Source organism: Tateyamaria sp., from assembly GCF_039945315.1.
In the GTDB taxonomy this organism is placed as follows: Bacteria; Pseudomonadota; Alphaproteobacteria; order Rhodobacterales; family Rhodobacteraceae; genus Tateyamaria.
In genome coordinates this window covers 62,347-79,934 of sequence record NZ_JBDUXB010000027.1, presented here as the reverse complement: position 1 = coordinate 79,934, position 17,588 = coordinate 62,347, and the positions used below count along the sequence as shown (strand labels likewise).

Genomic DNA, 17,588 nt, shown 5'->3' with positions numbered 1-17,588 from the left:
ATGGAAACCATCCTCCTCTTCGCCCCACTTGTCGGCGCCCTTCTATGTGGCTTTGGCTGGCGCGTCTTCGGTGAGGCTGCGGCCTGCTGGATCGCAACGGGTCTTTTGTTCCTGTCCGCCATCCTGTCGTGGATCACCTTCCTGACCTTTGACGGTACGACCGAAAGCATCCAGATTCTGCGCTGGATTGAATCCGGTACACTCAGCACAGACTGGGCCATTCGCCTTGATCGGCTGACCTGCATCATGCTGATCGTGATCACGACGGTTTCATCCCTCGTGCACCTCTATTCCTTTGGCTACATGGATCACGATCCGCAGTGGAAAGAGGGCGAAAGCTACAAGCCGCGCTTCTTTGCGTACCTCAGCTTCTTTACCTTCACGATGTTGATGCTGGTCACAGCCGACAACCTTGTGCAGATGTTCTTTGGTTGGGAAGGGGTTGGCGTCGCATCCTATCTGCTGATCGGGTTCTACTATCGCAAGCCCACTGCGAACGCTGCTGCGATCAAGGCTTTTGTCGTGAACCGCGTCGGCGACTTCGGGTTCCTGCTGGGCATCTTTAGCCTCTACTTCCTTGTCGACAGCATCCGTCTGGATGACATCTTTGCCGCCGCACCAACGCTGGCAGAGACGCAGTTGACGTTCCTTTGGTCCGAATGGAACGCGGCCAACCTGATTGCCTTCATGCTGTTCATTGGTGCGATGGGAAAATCGGCGCAACTGTTCCTGCACACATGGTTGCCCGACGCGATGGAGGGGCCGACCCCTGTGTCTGCCCTGATCCACGCGGCGACCATGGTGACGGCAGGTGTGTTCCTCGTCTGCCGCATGTCCCCGCTGATGGAATTTGCGCCTGAGGCGATGATGTTTGTTACCTTTATTGGCGCCACCACTGCATTCTTTGCAGCTACCGTGGGTTTGGTGCAGACCGACATCAAACGTGTGATCGCATATTCGACCTGTTCACAGTTGGGCTATATGTTCGTGGCCGCTGGCGTTGGCATGTATTCGGCGGCGATGTTCCATCTGCTGACGCACGCGTTCTTCAAGGCGATGTTGTTCCTTGGGGCCGGGTCAGTCATCCACGCAATGCACCACGAACAGGACATGACCAACTATGGCGGCCTGCGCAAAAAGATCCCCTATACCTTCATGGCGATGATGATCGGCACGTTGGCCATCACCGGTGTGGGCATTCCGGTGTGGATCTTCACGCTGGGTGAAATTCCCATTGGCTTCGCGGGCTTCCAGTCCAAAGACGCCATCGTAGAAAGTGCATATGCCGCTGGAACGGGGTACAGCTTTTGGATGCTGGTCATCGCGGCGCTGTTCACCAGTTTCTACAGCTGGCGTCTGATGTTCCTCACCTTCTACGGTGAGCCGCGCGGGGACAAGCACACCCACGATCACGCTCATGAAAGCCCAATGACGATGCTCGTCCCTCTGGGAGTGCTCAGCATTGGCGCGATATTTGCGGGAATGGTCTGGTACGGATCTTTCTTTGGGCACGTGGACAAAGTCGCCAAGTTCTACGGCATACCTTATGCCGAAGCGGGCGAAGATCACTCTGCCATTGTCAACCCACGCGATAAGGCGGCCGGGAAGAAAGACGGCGAGCATCATTATGTCTTCGCAGGCGAGCCGGGGCAGGGCGCTCTTTACATGGCGCCTGACAACACGGTTCTGGATGACGCGCACAAGGTCCCTTACTGGGTGAAAACATCGCCCTTTGCAGCGATGCTTTTGGGTTTCTTGACCGCCTATTGGTTCTACATCAAGGATCCCAGCATTCCGGGTCGCCTGGCCGAAAACCAACGCCTGCTTTACCTGTTCCTCAAGAACAAGTGGTACTTTGACGAGCTGTATCACTACATCTTCGTCGTTCCGGCGATGTGGATCGGTAAGCAGCTGTGGAAAAAGGGTGACGGCAACGTTATCGACGGCTCGATCAACGGTGTTTCGATGGGACTCGTGCCCTTTATTACCCGCCTCGCGGGCCGTGCGCAGTCCGGCTACATCTTTACCTATGCCTTCGCCATGGTGATCGGGATCGCGGTTCTGATCACGTGGATGACGCTCAGCGGAGGAGCAAACTGATGGACAATCTTCTTTCCATCGTAACCTTCTTGCCCGCAGTCGCGGCGTTCATCCTTGCGATTTTCCTGCGCGGTGATGATGAGGCGGCCAATCGCAATGCCAAGTGGGTGGCTATGGCCACTACCTCCATTACCTTTGTGGTGTCACTGTTCATTCTTGCTGAGTTTGACCCCAACGATACCGGATTCCAGTTTGTGGAAGAAGGCGCATGGATCATGGGCCTGTCTTACAAGATGGGTGTGGACGGGATTTCGGTTCTGTTCGTGATGCTGACCACCTTCATGATGCCGCTGGTCATCGCGGCGTCGTGGAATGTGGAAACGCGGGTCAAGGAATACATGATCGCGTTCCTGATGCTGGAAACGCTGATGCTGGGTGTGTTCATGGCGCTGGATCTGGTGCTGTTCTATCTGTTCTTTGAAGCTGGCCTCATCCCGATGTTCCTGATCATCGGTATCTGGGGTGGGGCGAACCGGATCTATGCTTCGTTCAAATTCTTCCTCTACACCTTCCTCGGCTCGGTTCTGATGCTGGTGGCGATGGTGGGGATGTATGCGGACTCAGGCACCACCGATATTGAACAGCTGCTGACACACAATTTTGACTTTGCCACGTTTGAGTTGTTGGGCATTCAGGTTGTTGGTGGCTTGCAGACGCTCTTGTTCCTTGCCTTTTTTGCGAGCTTTGCGGTCAAGATGCCAATGTGGCCTGTGCACACATGGCTGCCGGATGCGCACGTACAGGCCCCGACGGCTGGCTCTGTCGTTCTAGCTGCGATCTTGTTGAAGCTGGGCGGTTACGGGTTTATCCGCTTTTCTCTGCCCATGTTCCCGGTGGGAGCAGAAGTGCTGACGCCGTTGGTCTTGTGGATGTCTGCGATTGCGGTTGTTTACACCTCTCTCGTGGCACTGGTGCAAGAAGACATGAAGAAGCTGATTGCCTATTCGTCTGTGGCCCACATGGGTTTTGTCACTATGGGCATCTTTGCGGCCAACCAGCAGGGGGTCGATGGAGCCATCTTCCAGATGATCAGCCACGGCTTTATTTCGGGCGCACTCTTTTTGTGTGTGGGCGTGATCTATGACCGGATGCATACGCGGGACATTGACGCCTATGGCGGTCTTGTGAACCGGATGCCGGCCTACGCAATGATCTTTATGCTGTTCACGATGGCCAATGTCGGCCTTCCGGGAACCTCGGGTTTCGTGGGCGAATTCCTGACGCTGATGGCGGTGTTCCAGGTCAACACTTGGGTCGCGCTGGTCGCGACGTCTGGTGTTATCTTCTCTGCCGCTTACGCGCTGTGGCTTTACCGTCGGGTCGTCATGGGCGATCTGATCAAGGAAAGCCTCAAGTCGATCACCGATATGACACGGCGCGAGCGTGCGATCTTTGCCCCGCTGGTGGTGATGACGATCCTTCTGGGGGTCTACCCATCGCTGGTCCTCGACATTACAGGGCCTTCGGTAGCGGCACTGGTAAGCAACTACGACACGGCACTTGCGGCGGCTGAAGCTGCAACGCAGCTGGCTGCGAATTAAGGACTGAATCGATATGATCTCCGCTGATCTGAACATCATCCTACCTGAAACCCTGCTGGCCGTCTTTGCCATGCTCGGGCTGCTGGGCGCGGTATACTCGTCAAAAGACGGGCTGGCCTCGCCGCTGCTATGGGCGACGTCTGCGGTGTTTTTGGCCGTTGCCGCGTGGATCGGATTTACGGGCGAAGGGGTGAACGTCGCCTTTAACGGCATGTTCGTCGATGACGCCTTTTCCCGCTTTGCCAAGGTGGCGATCCTTGTCTCTGCCGCTGCGGTCCTGTTGATGAGCGAAGCCTATATGTCGTCGCGCGGCATTCTGCGTTTTGAGTACCCGGTACTGGTCGTATTGGCGGTTGTAGGCATGATGATGATGGTGTCTGCCGGTGACTTAATGGCGCTTTACATGGGGCTCGAGTTGCAGTCGCTGGCGCTCTACGTGGTTGCCTCGTTGCGTCGAGACTCGGTGAAATCGACCGAAGCGGGCCTGAAGTACTTCGTGCTCGGCGCCTTGTCCTCTGGCTTGCTGCTTTACGGCGCGTCTTTGGTCTATGGCTATGCGGGCACAACGCTGTTCTCGGGCATTGTGCAAGTCGCCGAAGAAGGCGTCTCGCTGGGCCTATTGTTTGGCCTTGTGTTCCTCATGGCGGGCTTTGCCTTCAAAGTTTCAGCCGTGCCGTTCCACATGTGGACGCCGGACGTTTACGAAGGATCGCCCACGCCGGTCACAGCCTTCTTTGCGACAGCGCCAAAGGTCGCAGCGATGGCCCTGTTTGCACGCGTTATGCATGACGCCTTTGGCGGCGCAGTCGCTGACTGGCAGCAGATCATGGCGCTGCTTTCTGTCCTGTCCATGTTCCTTGGTGCCTTTGCAGCCATTGGGCAGACCAATATCAAACGACTGATGGCGTTTTCGTCTATCGCCCACATGGGATATGCACTGATGGGCTTGGCCGCTGGCACTGTTCTAGGTGTACAGGCGATGCTGGTCTATATGGCGATCTACGTCACCATGAACGTTGGCACCTTTGCGTTCATCCTGATGATGGAGAAAGACGGACAACCCGTCACCGACATCGGGTCACTGAACATGTATGCCAAGCGGGAACCCACCCGGGCACTGGCCATGCTGGTGCTGTTGTTTTCGCTGGCCGGTGTCCCGCCAATGCTGGGATTCTTTGGCAAGCTTTACGTGCTGCGTGCGGCCTATGAAGCGGACTTGATCTGGCTGGCGGTTGCAGGCGTGATCGCGTCGGTTATCGGGGCCTACTACTACCTTCGCATCGTGTTTTACATGTACTTCGGCGAAGAGCCGGAAGAGGGTTTGAACGGTGGCAAGTCTGTGATCCTGTCGGCCATGTTGCTGGGATCTGCAGCTGTGATGGTCTTTGGCATTGTCAACATGTTCGGTGTCGAAGGGGCTGCAGCCATGGCGGCGCAGACACTGGTCAACTAGGCACTTGGTGGCGGATCGGCCCTCTGGGGGTGATTTCTTGAATTCAGAGACGACAGGACCGCTTTGGCCTGAGGGTTATGGGCGGATCGTGTTGGCCCAAGTCGATTCAACGCTGAGCGAAGCGGCGCGTATTGCGCCCGAGCTAGGCGGGCCGACGTGGATCATGGCTCACGACCAGACGGCGGCTCGGGGGCGTCGCGGGCGTGCATGGGCTATGCCAAAGGGGAACTTTGCGGCGACTTTGGTCCTGCCACTGGCCGATGATCCGGGGCAGGCGGCGTTGCGTTCGTTTGTTGTTTCGCTCGCCTTGCATGAAGCTTTTGTAGCGGCAACGGGCCGTAGCGCAGCTTTTGCCTTGAAATGGCCCAACGATGTCTTGCTGAACGGAGGAAAGGTGGCTGGTATTCTTCTGGAAACGATCGTCACCGGGGCGCGAATGAGCCATTTGGCGATCGGCATTGGCGTGAACCTTGCAGCGGCACCTGATGTGGCAGAAGTTGAGGCTGGAGCGGTGCGCCCGGTCGCGGTGGCTTCAGACCTTGGCGTGCGCGTTGATCCGGTCGATTTTCTGAACCTTCTGGCCGCGTCCTATGCCCGTTTTGAGGATCAGTTTTCGCAGTACGGATTTGCCCCAATCCGGACGGCGTGGTTGGCGCACGCGGCCCGATTGGGCGAAAAGATCACTGCGCGCACGGTGCAGGTCGAACATGTGGGCACGTTCAGGGATGTGGACGAGACCGGACAACTTGTTTTAGAGACGCAGGCAGACCGCGTGACCATTCCTGCGGGCGACGTCTATTTCTGAAAGGGGCACCCTATGCTCTTGGCCATTGACTGCGGCAACACCAACACTGTGTTTGCGATCTGGGACGGAGAAGCGTTCATCGGCACATGGCGCACGTCGACCGAGTGGCAGCGCACAGCCGATCAGTACTATGTCTGGCTGTCCACACTGATGAAGTTTCAGCAGATTGACGTTGAGATTACGGATGTAATCGTGTCCTCCACTGTGCCGCGTGTGGTGTTCAACCTGCGCGTCTTTGCAGATCGCTATTTCAACACGCGGCCCATCGTGGTTGGTAAACCTGACTGTCTGCTGCCTGTGGATGTCCGGGTGGATGAGGGCACTCAAGTGGGTCCCGACAGACTGGTGAACACCGTGGCCGGATACGATCTGTTTGGTGGTGATCTGATAATGGTGGACTTTGGCACGGCCACCACCTTTGACGTGGTCGACAGCGACGGGGCCTACATCGGCGGGGTGATTTCGCCCGGTGTGAACCTGTCGCTTGAGGCGTTGCACAATGCCGCTGCCGCACTACCCCATGTAGACATCACCAAGCCACAAGCCGTGATCGGCACCAACACAGTCGCCTGTATGCAGTCTGGTGTGTTTTGGGGTTACGTCGGCCTTGTGCGTGAGATATGTGCCCGAATTAAAGCGGAACGCGCCCGCGACATGCGCGTCATCTCAACAGGGGGGCTGGCACCGCTTTTTCAGCAGTCAGAAGCCCTGTTTGATCACTTTATCGACGATTTGACGATGCATGGCCTGACGGTCATCCATCGCTATAACAAGGAAAATAACTGACAAAATGAGCAGTGAACGATTGATCTACCTGCCCCTCGGAGGGGCGGGTGAAATAGGCATGAACGCCTATGTGTATGGCTATGGTGCCCCTGAACAAGAACGGCTGATCGTGGTTGATCTGGGCGTGGCCTTTCCGGATATGGACGGATCACCCGGTGTGGACCTGATCTTGCCGGACATCGCCTGGCTGGCGGAACGGCGTGACCGGATTGACGGGGTGTTCATCACCCACGCGCACGAAGACCATGTTGGCGCGGTCTCTCACACCTATGAACAGCTTGGTGCGCCAATCTATGCGCGCCCCTTCACGGCCAACATCGCACGGCGCAAGATGGTCGAGCGTGGGCATCCGGATGATGCAGTGACTGTTGTGGCCGGATGGCCTGATCAGGTTGATTCCGGCCCTTTCAAGGTTGGCTTTTTGCCCATGTCCCACTCTATCCCTGAAAGTGCGGCGCTCGTCATTGATACGCCCGAGGGGCGTGTGATCCACTCTGGCGATTTCAAGCTGGATGAGACGCCATTGGTGGGTGAACCTTTTGATCTTGACCTGTGGGCTGAAGTGTCCAAGGATGGGGTGAAGGCGCTGATCTGTGACAGTACCAATGTGTTTTCTCCTAATCCCGGTCGCTCTGAGGCCAGCGTGGGGCCAGAGATTGAAAAACTGGTACGCGCCCATGACACAGGCATTGTGGTCGCCACGACCTTTGCCTCCAACGTCGCACGGGTCAAAACGCTGGCCGAAGCAGGGGATCGTGCAGGCCGTTCAATCGTTCTGTTGGGTCGTGCGATGCGCCGGATGATTGAGGCCTCAATTGAAACGGGCGTACTCAAGGACTTTCCGTCTGTGATCAGCCCTGAGGACGCGCGTAACATCCCGCGCGAAAACCTGATGCTGCTGGTCACCGGATCCCAAGGGGAAAGGCGCGCGGCGTCAGCTCAACTGGCCAATGGCAAGTATATGGGGTTGGAGTTGAAAGAGGGCGACCTGTTCCTGTTCTCGTCCAAAACCATTCCCGGCAATGAACGGGGCGTGATCCGCGTCATGAACCAGCTGAGCGAAAAGGGTGTGGATGTGGTCGACGACTCGTCTGGCCTTTACCACGTGTCTGGCCACGCCAACCGGCCTGATCTGGAGCGGTTGCAAGAGATCGTGAACCCGCAGGTGGTGGTGCCGATGCACGGTGAACACCGGCATTTGCGTGAGCATGTGAAACTGACCGAGGGCAAAGGGCGCTCAGGTGTTCTGGCCGTAAATGGGATGATGATCGAGTTGTCCGGCAATGCACCGCGCGTGGTTGAGTATATCGAGACCGGACGGACTTATCTGGATGGTGCTGTTCAAATCGGTGCTCTGGACGGCGTAGTACGCGACCGCATTCGCATGGCTTTGAACGGGCATGTGACCGTAACACTGATTTTGGACGAAGAGGACGAACCCCTCGGTGATCCGTGGTGCGAAACCATGGGCATTTCGGACATGGGGCGCAGCAACGCGGCTGTGGTCGAGGTGCTGGAGGCGGACTTAAGCCAGTTCCTTGGGCGCGCTGATGCAAAGACACTGCGGGACGATTCCAATCTGGAAGAGGCGTTGCGCCGTGTCGTGCGTAAGACGGCGCAGGACGAAATTGGCAAGAAGCCCGAGGTGACAGTGGTGATCAGCCGGATGCACTAACCCTTGGCGCGCATGGCAAGGGCATCTTCCGTTGTCAGGATGTTGCCCGCGTATCCCCATGCGCCGCTTTGCACGTCGAGGATGCGCACGGATGTGCCTCGTGCAATTGTGTCGCCGGCGACGCTGCCGAATGCTTCGGTTACGCGCGTGATGATGCTGGCTTTGTCTTCGGCGTCGAACACGCCTTCAAGCACTTGAATCTCGATGGATGGCATATGATTCCCCCAGTCCAAATGACGGACTGAGGGTAACCCTACCGGCGCTGAGCACAAAGCCTTTAGGCTTAGCTTACGCGGCGCTCTTCAAAGCTGAGCTCGATGAAGCTGGGCGTGTGATCGCCAAGACCCACAACCTTGTTGCCGCCACGGTCTTCGCGGTTTGATGACCGGTTGCGGCCAGAAGACGATCCGCGGCCGCGCCCACGACCCGATGTGCGCTCGGGTTCTGGTTCGGAGGTTGTCTCGGTCACGACCTCGACCGGTGCCGCTGCTTCAGGCTGCGCCTCTTCAACTTGTGGCGCGTCGGCCTTCGGTGCTTCGGCCTTGGGTTTGCGCGGGGCGCGTGTGCGTTTTGGTTTTTCTGCCTTCACCGCGTCGTCTGCTTCGGCGTCGGCCGCTGGGGCAGGGGTGCCGAGTGGATTGTCGATCCGTGGAATTTCCTTTTGGATCAATCGTTCGATATCCTCAAAATTCTTTTCGTCACGCGGCACGCAGATCATCATCGCTTTGCCATCGCGACCAGCGCGACCTGTGCGACCGATCCGGTGAACGTAGTCTTCGGCGTGGCTGGGCACATCGAAGTTGAACACGTGACTGACGGACGGCACATCGAGACCACGTGCAGCGACGTCTGACGCGACGAGGAACCGGAGTTCTCCATTGCGGAAGCCATCGAGTGTGCGGGTCCGTTGCGACTGATCCAGATCCCCATGTATTGGGGCGGCGTCATAACCGTATTTTTTCAGTGACTTGGCGACGATATCCACGTCTGTCTTGCGATTGCAGAAGATGATCGCGTTGGTGCATTTCTCACCTTCGGAGTCGATCAACATACGCAACACTTTGCGCTTTTCGCTTGCTTCTCGGTCCCGGCGCGAGCCTTTGAACATGACCACGCCTTGTTCGATCGTCTCAGATGCGGTGGCCTGACGGGCCACTTCGATCCGCTCGGGGTTGGACAGGAACGTGTTGGTGATCCGCTCAATCTCGGGCGCCATCGTTGCAGAGAAAAACAGCGTCTGGCGGGTGAAGGGCGTGAGACCAAAGATGCGTTCGATGTCAGGGATAAAGCCCATGTCGAGCATGCGGTCTGCTTCGTCCACGACCATGACTTTGACGTCATTAAGGATCAGCTTGCCACGTTCGAAATGGTCCAACAGGCGGCCCGGTGTCGCGATAAGTACGTCCACGCCCTTGTCGATCAGCGTGTCTTGTTCCTTGAAACTGACGCCGCCGATGAGCAACGCTTTGCTCAGCTTTACGTATTTGGAATAGGTGTCGAAATTCTCGGCCACCTGTGCTGCCAATTCGCGTGTAGGGCACAAGACCAGGCTGCGCGGCATGCGCGCACGGGCGCGGCCACGGGCCAGTTGGGTGATTAGGGGCAGAGTGAAGCTGGCGGTCTTGCCAGTGCCGGTTTGGGCGATCCCAAGAACATCGCGGCCTTCAAGAGCGGGTGGAATCGCGCCCTCTTGAATGGGCGTAGGGTTTTCGTAACCAGCCTCTTCGACAGCTTTGAGGACCTTGGGGCTAAGGTTGAGTTCAGAAAATTTTGTCATGTATGTCCGTAAGTTGCGGACACTGACTTGGCCCGCTGCGTATGATGATGTCGGCCCGAATGGCCCAAAGCGGAGGCAACTTGCCCCGACATGCTGCGCGTCCATAACAAAGGCGGTCGCACAGGTCAAACGGCAATGCTTTCAAAAGGTTGTTCGGCTTCAGAACGTTGCGTCCGGAAAGTGACGCGCTATCGGAGTTGCACAGTCCAAAGGCACAATCCTTAACAGGTCGTGAGCCGAAAGGCGGGCGCGCAATTCTGGGCCATCGCCGATGACTTCATCATAAAAAGCGCGCAAGCCTGCCTCGCCTTCTTCAACCTCGATCTTGCGGAACAGATCATGCAAGGACAATCCGCCCCGTTCGGGCGGAGACGCGGGTTTTAGTTCGGCCCTGTATGACCCCCGTTCATGGCGATACCGAAAGGACGCTCTCCAATCTTCCCACGACTTTGCGTGGCAATGGGCGAGATCAACCTGGTTAAGTTCGCTTGCGTTTGGGAGCATTGTATCGCCCTGAAATGCGTTGTGGATTTTGAACGTCATGTCGTTCAAGCCACTGCGAACAAATAGCTTTCCGGCAACATGACTTAGAAATCCCCCGGTCAAATGCGCGCCATATCGCGGGTAGATCTGGTTAACCACTTTGCGGCGCTGTCCGTTGGCGGGTACGAAGGCTTTGTACGCATCTGCGCTACCTCCCAACAGTTCCATCGGACGGACGCGAGCCGAGGTGACAGCGGAAGGCAAGTCGTCCAACACCTGTGTCAACGGCTGCTGCGCAACCAGGAATTCATCGACATCCATGTGAATGAGCCAATCAACCTCAGCCCGGCGGTTATAAGCATGGGTGGCATTGAGAGTTTGGCGCACTTGATGTTTCTCTGGGCGTTTACCCGACAGACGTTTCCAATAGGCCTCATCGCACGTCTGCACCCGGATTTTCGGATGCTCTTTTAGCGCCTTAAAGGCTGTGGGGCTTTCATCATCGAGATAGATATAGAGGCGATGCGCCCCTTGATCGAGGTGATAGGCGGCAAAACGAAGGATGTCGGCGGCCGGAGCACGGATGGTGGCTGCAAGGCCCCAGGTTGTCACGGGCTAGCCCTCCAGCTTGCCAAAATAGCGCGCGACCTTGGTGTCCAGATCAAGTGTGCGCGTGATCAGCATGTCATGGGCGGCCAAGACGTCAAGCCGTTCAGGGGCCGCGCTGCATAGTTCCTTGTGAAACGCCCGCAGGGCATCCGGGTCCGGATCGTCCATGAGAACGCGGATGAGATGGCCCTGCTTGTTCAGCTTTCCCTTGCGGTCATGATAGCTGCCCTTTTCGAGGCGATAGGTCACATGCTTCTGAAATGTCTCGAAATCCGGGGCGTGGGCATGACCAAGATCAAGCTCTTCAATCTGTGCACCTTCCCCGACGATCCGCCCCTTGTGGCGCAGGGCGTGGATGCCGAGGCGGATGTCGTGAAGCCCGCTTCGAGCAATCACTTTGGGGCTTTGCGTGCCGATGAAACCTCCGGACACATGTGCGCCATAAGTCGGGTAAATCTGACGCTTGATCGCTTTGTGCACGGGGCGTTTGAAATGATGGGGGTCGCCTTCGCAGTCTAACATCTCGGCCGGCAGCATCGCTACAAAGGGCGCGTTGGGGTCAACTTTCGCTAACAGGTCGGCCATGCGGGCAGGGGCCAGAATGAACTCATCAAGGTCGATATGGGCAAGCCAGTCGAGCTGGGTAATGCGATAGACGCGCGTCGCGTTATAGGCTTGGCGCATCTGATGCGTGCTGCGTGCGCGGGTTGGTTTGCCATCCCAATAGGCGTCGTCGCACTGCGTGAACCGTACTTTTGGATGTGAAAGACGCGTCGCAAGTTCGTGATCTGGAACGTCCAGATGGAGGTGAACCCGGTTGGCCCCCAAATCGAGGTGAAAGGCGATGAAACGCGCGATCTGGCGCATGGATCCCTTGACCGTAGACACAATCCCCCAACGCAGCTTGTCCGGATTGGTTTGGACGGGTTGCGGTACAGGAAGGGTCACATGAGCCAATGGTTCAGACCATCATTTCCTTGGTCGCCGTCAGTGTCACGTCCGGGTAGTCGCGCGCCACGCGGTCGATATCCCATTGCAACCGGGTGAGATAAACGATGTCTCCGTCATGATCGTAGCTGATGTGTTGTTTGTTACTTTCCACAAATTTATCAATGGCTTGCTGTCCGCCATTCACCCAACGGGCCGATGTGAATTGCGATGCTTCAAACCGGACGGGCAGCCCATACTCCAGCTCGATCCGGCTGGCCAGCACCTCGAATTGAAGAGCGCCAACGACACCGACGATGAAGCCCGACCCGATGGATGGCTTGAACACTTTGGCGGCGCCTTCTTCAGCAAACTGCATCAACGCCTTTTCAAGGTGTTTCGATTTCAGCGGATCGCCCGCGCGCACGCCTTGAAGCAGTTCAGGGGCAAAGGAGGGGATACCCGTTACCCGCAACGCTTCGCCTTCGGTCAGCGTGTCGCCAATGCGCAATTGTCCATGGTTTGGAATGCCCATGATGTCGCCGGCCCACGCCTCTTCCGCAAGTTCGCGGTCAGAGGCCAGAAACATCACTGGGTTGCTGATCGCCATCGGCTTTTTGGTGCGTACATGGGTCAATTTCATGCCCCGTTTGAAGTGCCCGGAGGCCATGCGGACAAAGGCAACGCGGTCGCGGTGCTTTGGATCCATGTTGGCTTGCACCTTGAACACGAAGCCCGAGACTTTGGTTTCCTCCGGTAAAATCTGGCGGGGCTCTGCTGATTGGATCTGGGGCTGTGGGCCGTAGGTGGCGATGCCGTCCATCAGTTCCTTGACGCCAAACGAGTTAATGGCGGAACCGAACCAGATCGGGGTGAGCGACCCTTCGAGCATGGCAGTCGGATCAAGCGGTGGCAGCAATTCGCGCGCCATTTCAAGCTCTTCCCGTAGGGTATTCAACTGATCCGCGGGTACGTACTCAGCCAACTTGGGATCATCGAGCCCGTTGATCTCAACGCTCTCGGCAACCTTGTTCCGATCGGCCCGGTCCATCAATTCGAGGCGGTCGCGCAGGATGTCGTAGCAGCCGATAAAGTCGCGTCCGACCCCGATGGGCCAGCTGGCAGGTGTCACGTCAATCGCCAGATTTTCCTGAATTTCGTCAATGATCTCAAAGGTGTCCCGGCTTTCACGGTCCATCTTGTTACAGAAGGTCAGGATCGGCAGGTCGCGCATGCGGCAGACCTCGAACAGCTTTTGCGTCTGTGACTCGACCCCTTTGGCACCGTCGATCACCATGATGGCGGCGTCGACCGCAGTCAGGGTCCGATAGGTGTCTTCAGAGAAATCCGAGTGACCCGGTGTATCCACGAGATTGAAGCGAAACACGTTGTCTTTATTGGTAAAATCAAATGACATGGCGGAGGCAGAGACCGAGATTCCCCGGTCCTTTTCCATTGCCATGAAGTCAGAGCGCGTGCGCCGCGCCTCACCCTTGGCGCGCACCTGTCCAGCCATCTGGATGGCGCCTCCAAATAGCAGGAATTTTTCCGTCAGCGTCGTCTTGCCTGCATCGGGGTGCGAGATGATCGCAAAGGTCCGGCGACGGGCAATTTCGGGGGGGAGGTCTGAGCGATTATCGAGCATGCGCGGTCTATATCGGCGGTGTGATGGGGGGGCAAGCGGGCGTTGAAAACGCTGTGCGCCAAACGTGTACAGGATGTGCACCGTCTTGGTGCATGTCCGATTTGGGTTGCTGCTAAAAATTGACAGGAGCGCCTGACACAACTGCTGCATCAACCCAAAAGGAAAACGATCATGACACTGAATGAAATTGCAAACGCACTTGTCGCAGGCTGCCGCAGCGGAGACACCAAGCCGAACCTTGACCGTTTGTATTCTGCGGATGCGGTTTCGGTCGAGCCCGTGGATTATGGCGATGGCCGTGCCGCACAAGGTCTGAACGCGATCAAGGGCAAGCACGATTGGTGGGATAGTGCATTTGAGGTGCTGGGTGGTTCGATTTCAGATCCGATGCCACACGGCGACGACCGTTTTGCTGTGATCTTTGAGTTGCAGACCAAGAACAAGGAAACTGGTGCCGTCGAAGACATGAAAGAGGTTGGGGTGTACCATGTCGCCGATGGCAAGATCACGCGGGAAGAGTTTTTCTACGCGTCCTGAGTGCGAAAACGGGCCGGCGGCTCGATCAACGTAGAGAGGCCCGGCGCAACAGTTCAGTTGCGTCGGGCCTATCAAGCAGGGTCTCGGTGACATCCAGCCCTGAAAGTCCGGCGCTTGATTGAGTGCTCAATTGCGCGCTCACTTCATCGGAAACGGAAGACTTTGTGCGCGTATTGATCAACATGGATTCCGCGGCGATCCCTTCGGCATAGATGATTTGGTGGCTGTCAAATAGCAGTTCAAAATAGTCTACAAAGCCACCATCCTGTACGATCACCGACTCGCCGTTCACAAGATGCCGGGCTTTGACCAGTAGTTCCGAGCGGCCCGCACCAAGGCGATCTTTGCGCTGGTAGATGAACAAGCGGTGGTCGGGGGAGACGATCAAATCGCGATCATTGTTCAGCGCGCCCGCTCGAATACAGATCGGGGCAAAATCACCGACCGCACGCACTGTGCTTTGCCCCACCCAGCGAACAGGTTGCGCGCCATCGTTGCGGGTCAGAATGCGGTCGCCGACAGCGAGTGCTTCGATCGGTTTTTGGGCGCCAGACGCCAGCGTGATATGCGTGCCACGGGTAAAGCGTGCGCAGGTCATTTGCGCGAATTTGGCCGCCGCGTCGAAGCGATCAGTGCCAACAAGGGCGTAGGGCGCGCGCGCGCTGAGCCGTGCCAATGGCAGCAAGTAGATTTGGGCGATGTCACCATCTGCGTCTGTTTCCACCAATACGATGGCATCCGTGATTTGCCCATCCGGAGACATCAGTGTCAGGGCGCAGTCCAGATGCACTTGGGCGCCCGTCTGGCCAAGTTCGCTATCGGCCGCGACGTGCAGATGTGCAGCCGCTGTGGCATGCAAAGTCAGTCGTTGGGGATTAGCGCCGCCGTGCAGCGCATAAACGTCGTCGAGCATCAGGTCATCCGCATGGGACAGCGGGTCGCTCAGATTGGCACCCTGGCGTACGCAAAAATCCTCGGCCCGGAAGACGGGCAGGTTTTGCGTCGGGCCTATTGCTGGGCCACTGTTCGGGGCGGTTATCATGCTAGGGTCTGGCCGGTTGTTTTGGACAGCGTACCCTAGAATTGTGGCGTGCCTTGGTCAACGCAGCGGTGTTTTACTGGCGCATCTGTGAGCGCCGCGTTACCAGTTGGCGGGATACATATGGGGAGAAGACTTATGGATTTGGGAATTTCGGGCAAACGGGCGGTTGTATGTGCATCGTCCAAAGGTCTTGGTCTGGGCTGTGCAGAGGCATTGGCGCAGGCGGGTGTTAACCTTGTGATGAACGCGCGCGGGGTTGATGCGCTGGAGGCATCTGCAGAGGCGATTTCGGCGGCCTATGGCGTTGAGGTGACCACGGTTGCCGCAGATGTCACCACGTCGTACGGGCAGGCGGCTCTGCTTGAGGCTGCGGGGGACGTCGACATTCTGGTCAACAATGCAGGGGGGCCGCCCCCGGGCATGTGGACCGACTGGGACCGCGACGACTTTATTGCCGCACTGGATGCCAATATGTTGGCGCCCATCGCGCTCATCAAAGCGCTGGTGCCGGGCATGATGGATCGTGGCTGGGGCCGGGTGGTCAACATTACCTCGCAATCCGTAAAAGCGCCCATCCCAGTACTGGGTCTGTCGAATGCGGCCCGCACCGGGTTGACTGGTTATGTGGCTGGCACCTCTCGTCAGGTGGCCGGGTCCGGTGTGACCATCAACAACCTGCTGCCGGGCATTCACGCCACGGCCCGTGCAGATGCTTTGGATGGCGGAGTTGTTGCCGCGCAGGGCATCACGCTGGAAGAGGCGCGCGCGAACCGTGCTTCCACCATTCCGGCAGGTCGCTATGGTACACGCGAAGAATTTGGGGCGGCTTGTGCTTTCCTGTGTTCAAAACACGCTGGCTTCATTGTTGGTCAGAACCTGTTGCTGGACGGTGGGGCGACTGTGGCAACCATCTGATGGCCAAGGCGCCACCTACGTTTTCACTGAAGGATCAGTTGTTTAACGCAGGGTCTTTAGGTGATTTGGCCGATGAGTTTGCCGCCGGAATACCGGGGTTTGATCGCAAGGCCTTTCATGCGGCCGCCCTGTCTGGGATCGCTGAGCGGTCGCTATTGGAGTGTCTGGACTGGTTTGCCGATTGTGCGGAGCCTTATCTGGCTGCGGACTTTCCGACCATGGCAGACCAATTGGAGGCGGCGATGCCGCCTCCGCTTGATCCTTCTTGGCGCGATGACGACTTTGGTCGTTTCATTCACGCGGTGCCGGGCATTCTTGCGGTGCGCCATGGGTTGGAGGCGCATCGTGACCGTGCCCTTGATCTCCTGTGGGCGGCCACGCAGCGGTTTTCGATGGAGTTCTATATTCGCGCTTTCCTTAACCGGTGGCCGGAGGAGACGCTCGCGCGCCTGAAAGAGTGGGCGAGGGACGACAATTACCATGTGCGCCGTCTGGTCAGTGAAGGCACGCGCCCCAAGCTGCCCTGGGCGCGCAAGGTAGATGTGACACCGGCACAGGCCTTGCCCTTGCTGGACCAGTTGCAGAGAGATCCGACACGGTTTGTTACCCGTTCCGTTGCCAATCACCTTAATGATCTGGCCAAGAGTGATCCTGACGCCGTTCTGGCCCGTCTTGAGGCGTGGGAGGTGGAGGCGAAGCAAGCCCCCGATGAACGCGCGTGGATGCGTCGCCATGCCTTGCGAACATTGATCAAGGACGGTCATCCGGGGGCGATGGCGATGCTGGGTTATGCGCAGGATGTGCCGGTTGAGGTAACTTTGGATATGCACACCCCTCAGGTCACGTTGGGGGAGGCGTTGGCGTTCGACGTGACCTTGCACGCGGATCGGGACGTGCCAGCGCTTGTGGATTACCGCATCCGCTTTGCTCGGCCCGGTGGGAAGAGTGCGGAAAAAGTGTTTAAGCTGAAGGTCGGGCGGGTGCGCAAGGGCAAGCAGTTGGTGCTGAAGAAACAGCATAAGCTGAAGGCCAATGCGACCACATTTGAACTGCATCGCGGCGTGCATGGGGTGATTGTGCAGGTGAATGGGGTGGACCGGGCGGAAGGCACTTTTGAGATTGTGTGAAGTCACTGTGCTGGTCTGTTTGCAATTGGCAAATGCACCCACCCGCCGACCCATCCAAATCCATCTTGGGTTCGCTCAGACAAAGGGCAACCTGAGATCAGGTGCTTGCGGCAGGTGCGGCACCCTGATACCTCCCGACTGTTTTTATCGGGAATGGACATCCACA

Annotated in this window: 15 protein-coding genes; 9 read left to right on the top strand and 6 right to left on the bottom strand. The window is 57.5% G+C overall.

Annotated elements, in window-relative coordinates:
• From nuoL to ABJD00_RS07875, 6 genes are read left to right on the top strand one after another with little or no spacing between them, the layout of a single operon-like run.
• Window positions 1-2,100: an NADH-quinone oxidoreductase subunit L gene (gene nuoL / locus ABJD00_RS07900; protein WP_413829452.1), complete on the top strand. Its 2,100-nt coding sequence runs from the start codon at window positions 1-3 to the stop codon at window positions 2,098-2,100.
• The gene (locus ABJD00_RS07895; protein ID WP_413829451.1) at window positions 2,100-3,641 is read left to right on the top strand and encodes an NADH-quinone oxidoreductase subunit M; all 1,542 of its coding nucleotides are present in this window, start codon (window positions 2,100-2,102) and stop codon (window positions 3,639-3,641) included. The genes nuoL and ABJD00_RS07895 overlap by 1 nt, the downstream gene beginning before the upstream one ends.
• A 13-nt stretch (window positions 3,642-3,654) precedes the next feature.
• Entirely contained in the window at window positions 3,655-5,094 is a 1,440-nt protein-coding gene (nuoN, locus tag ABJD00_RS07890) for an NADH-quinone oxidoreductase subunit NuoN (protein ID WP_413829450.1), read from the top strand.
• Window positions 5,095-5,131: 37 nt separating this feature from the next.
• Window positions 5,132-5,899 (top strand): biotin--[acetyl-CoA-carboxylase] ligase, encoded by a 768-nt coding sequence (locus ABJD00_RS07885; RefSeq protein WP_413829449.1) that lies wholly within the window; start codon window positions 5,132-5,134, stop codon window positions 5,897-5,899.
• 12 nt (window positions 5,900-5,911) lie between these two features.
• Window positions 5,912-6,685 (top strand): type III pantothenate kinase, encoded by a 774-nt coding sequence (locus tag ABJD00_RS07880; protein ID WP_108837610.1) that lies wholly within the window; start codon window positions 5,912-5,914, stop codon window positions 6,683-6,685.
• Window positions 6,686-6,689: 4 nt separating this feature from the next.
• The gene (locus ABJD00_RS07875; protein WP_413829448.1) at window positions 6,690-8,360 is read left to right on the top strand and encodes a ribonuclease J; all 1,671 of its coding nucleotides are present in this window, start codon (window positions 6,690-6,692) and stop codon (window positions 8,358-8,360) included.
• Here ABJD00_RS07875 and ABJD00_RS07870 read toward each other — a convergent pair.
• From ABJD00_RS07870 to ABJD00_RS07850, 5 genes are all read right to left on the bottom strand, one after another.
• Entirely contained in the window at window positions 8,357-8,575 is a 219-nt protein-coding gene (locus tag ABJD00_RS07870) for a tautomerase family protein (protein ID WP_413829447.1), read from the bottom strand. The two genes, ABJD00_RS07875 and ABJD00_RS07870, sit on opposite strands and share 4 nt — an antisense overlap.
• Window positions 8,576-8,643: 68 nt before the next feature.
• Window positions 8,644-10,137, bottom strand: a complete 1,494-nt coding sequence (locus tag ABJD00_RS07865; RefSeq protein WP_413829446.1) for a DEAD/DEAH box helicase — start codon at window positions 10,135-10,137, stop codon at window positions 8,644-8,646.
• A gap of 159 nt (window positions 10,138-10,296) precedes the next feature.
• Window positions 10,297-11,232, bottom strand: a complete 936-nt coding sequence (locus tag ABJD00_RS07860) for a glycosyltransferase family 2 protein (protein WP_413829445.1) — start codon at window positions 11,230-11,232, stop codon at window positions 10,297-10,299.
• Between the two features lie 3 nt (window positions 11,233-11,235).
• Window positions 11,236-12,177, bottom strand: coding sequence for a glycosyltransferase family 2 protein (locus tag ABJD00_RS07855; RefSeq protein WP_413829655.1), 942 nt, complete (start codon window positions 12,175-12,177; stop codon window positions 11,236-11,238).
• A gap of 13 nt (window positions 12,178-12,190) precedes the next feature.
• Complete coding sequence (locus tag ABJD00_RS07850) at window positions 12,191-13,801, bottom strand: peptide chain release factor 3 (RefSeq protein WP_413829444.1); 1,611 nt, start codon at window positions 13,799-13,801, stop codon at window positions 12,191-12,193.
• A 171-nt stretch (window positions 13,802-13,972) separates the two neighbouring features.
• Between ABJD00_RS07850 and ABJD00_RS07845 the strand changes: the two genes are divergently transcribed.
• Window positions 13,973-14,338: a SnoaL-like domain-containing protein gene (locus ABJD00_RS07845; protein WP_413829443.1), complete on the top strand. Its 366-nt coding sequence runs from the start codon at window positions 13,973-13,975 to the stop codon at window positions 14,336-14,338.
• 25 nt (window positions 14,339-14,363) lie between these two features.
• On the opposite strand, the gene ABJD00_RS07840 is transcribed toward ABJD00_RS07845, so the two are convergent.
• Window positions 14,364-15,380, bottom strand: a complete 1,017-nt coding sequence (locus ABJD00_RS07840) for a Hint domain-containing protein (RefSeq protein WP_413829442.1) — start codon at window positions 15,378-15,380, stop codon at window positions 14,364-14,366.
• Window positions 15,381-15,515: 135 nt separating this feature from the next.
• On the opposite strand from ABJD00_RS07840, the gene ABJD00_RS07835 reads away from it, so the two are divergent.
• Both ABJD00_RS07835 and ABJD00_RS07830 read left to right on the top strand, forming a co-directional pair.
• Window positions 15,516-16,295, top strand: a complete 780-nt coding sequence (locus tag ABJD00_RS07835) for an SDR family oxidoreductase (RefSeq protein WP_413829441.1) — start codon at window positions 15,516-15,518, stop codon at window positions 16,293-16,295.
• A complete protein-coding gene (locus ABJD00_RS07830) occupies window positions 16,295-17,422 on the top strand; it encodes a DNA alkylation repair protein (protein ID WP_413829440.1) in 1,128 nt (375 codons plus the stop codon). The genes ABJD00_RS07835 and ABJD00_RS07830 overlap by 1 nt, the downstream gene beginning before the upstream one ends.
• The last annotated feature ends 166 nt before the right edge of the window (window positions 17,423-17,588 follow it).

Bases quoted from the DNA above. Each gene is read 5' to 3' on its own strand.
- ABJD00_RS07845 (WP_413829443.1), top strand. From the start codon at position 13,973: ATGACACTGAATGAAATTGCAAACGCACTTGTCGCAGGCTGCCGCAGC.
- ABJD00_RS07895 (WP_413829451.1), top strand. From the start codon at position 2,100: ATGGACAATCTTCTTTCCATCGTAACCTTCTTGCCCGCAGTCGCGGCG.
- ABJD00_RS07870 (WP_413829447.1), bottom strand. From the start codon at position 8,575: ATGCCATCCATCGAGATTCAAGTGCTTGAAGGCGTGTTCGACGCCGAA.
- ABJD00_RS07880 (WP_108837610.1), top strand. From the start codon at position 5,912: ATGCTCTTGGCCATTGACTGCGGCAACACCAACACTGTGTTTGCGATC.
- ABJD00_RS07840 (WP_413829442.1), bottom strand. From the start codon at position 15,380: ATGATAACCGCCCCGAACAGTGGCCCAGCAATAGGCCCGACGCAAAAC.
- ABJD00_RS07865 (WP_413829446.1), bottom strand. From the start codon at position 10,137: ATGACAAAATTTTCTGAACTCAACCTTAGCCCCAAGGTCCTCAAAGCT.
- ABJD00_RS07875 (WP_413829448.1), top strand. From the start codon at position 6,690: ATGAGCAGTGAACGATTGATCTACCTGCCCCTCGGAGGGGCGGGTGAA.
- ABJD00_RS07835 (WP_413829441.1), top strand. From the start codon at position 15,516: ATGGATTTGGGAATTTCGGGCAAACGGGCGGTTGTATGTGCATCGTCC.
- ABJD00_RS07830 (WP_413829440.1), top strand. From the start codon at position 16,295: ATGGCCAAGGCGCCACCTACGTTTTCACTGAAGGATCAGTTGTTTAAC.
- nuoN (WP_413829450.1), top strand. From the start codon at position 3,655: ATGATCTCCGCTGATCTGAACATCATCCTACCTGAAACCCTGCTGGCC.
- nuoL (WP_413829452.1), top strand. From the start codon at position 1: ATGGAAACCATCCTCCTCTTCGCCCCACTTGTCGGCGCCCTTCTATGT.
- ABJD00_RS07850 (WP_413829444.1), bottom strand. From the start codon at position 13,801: ATGCTCGATAATCGCTCAGACCTCCCCCCCGAAATTGCCCGTCGCCGG.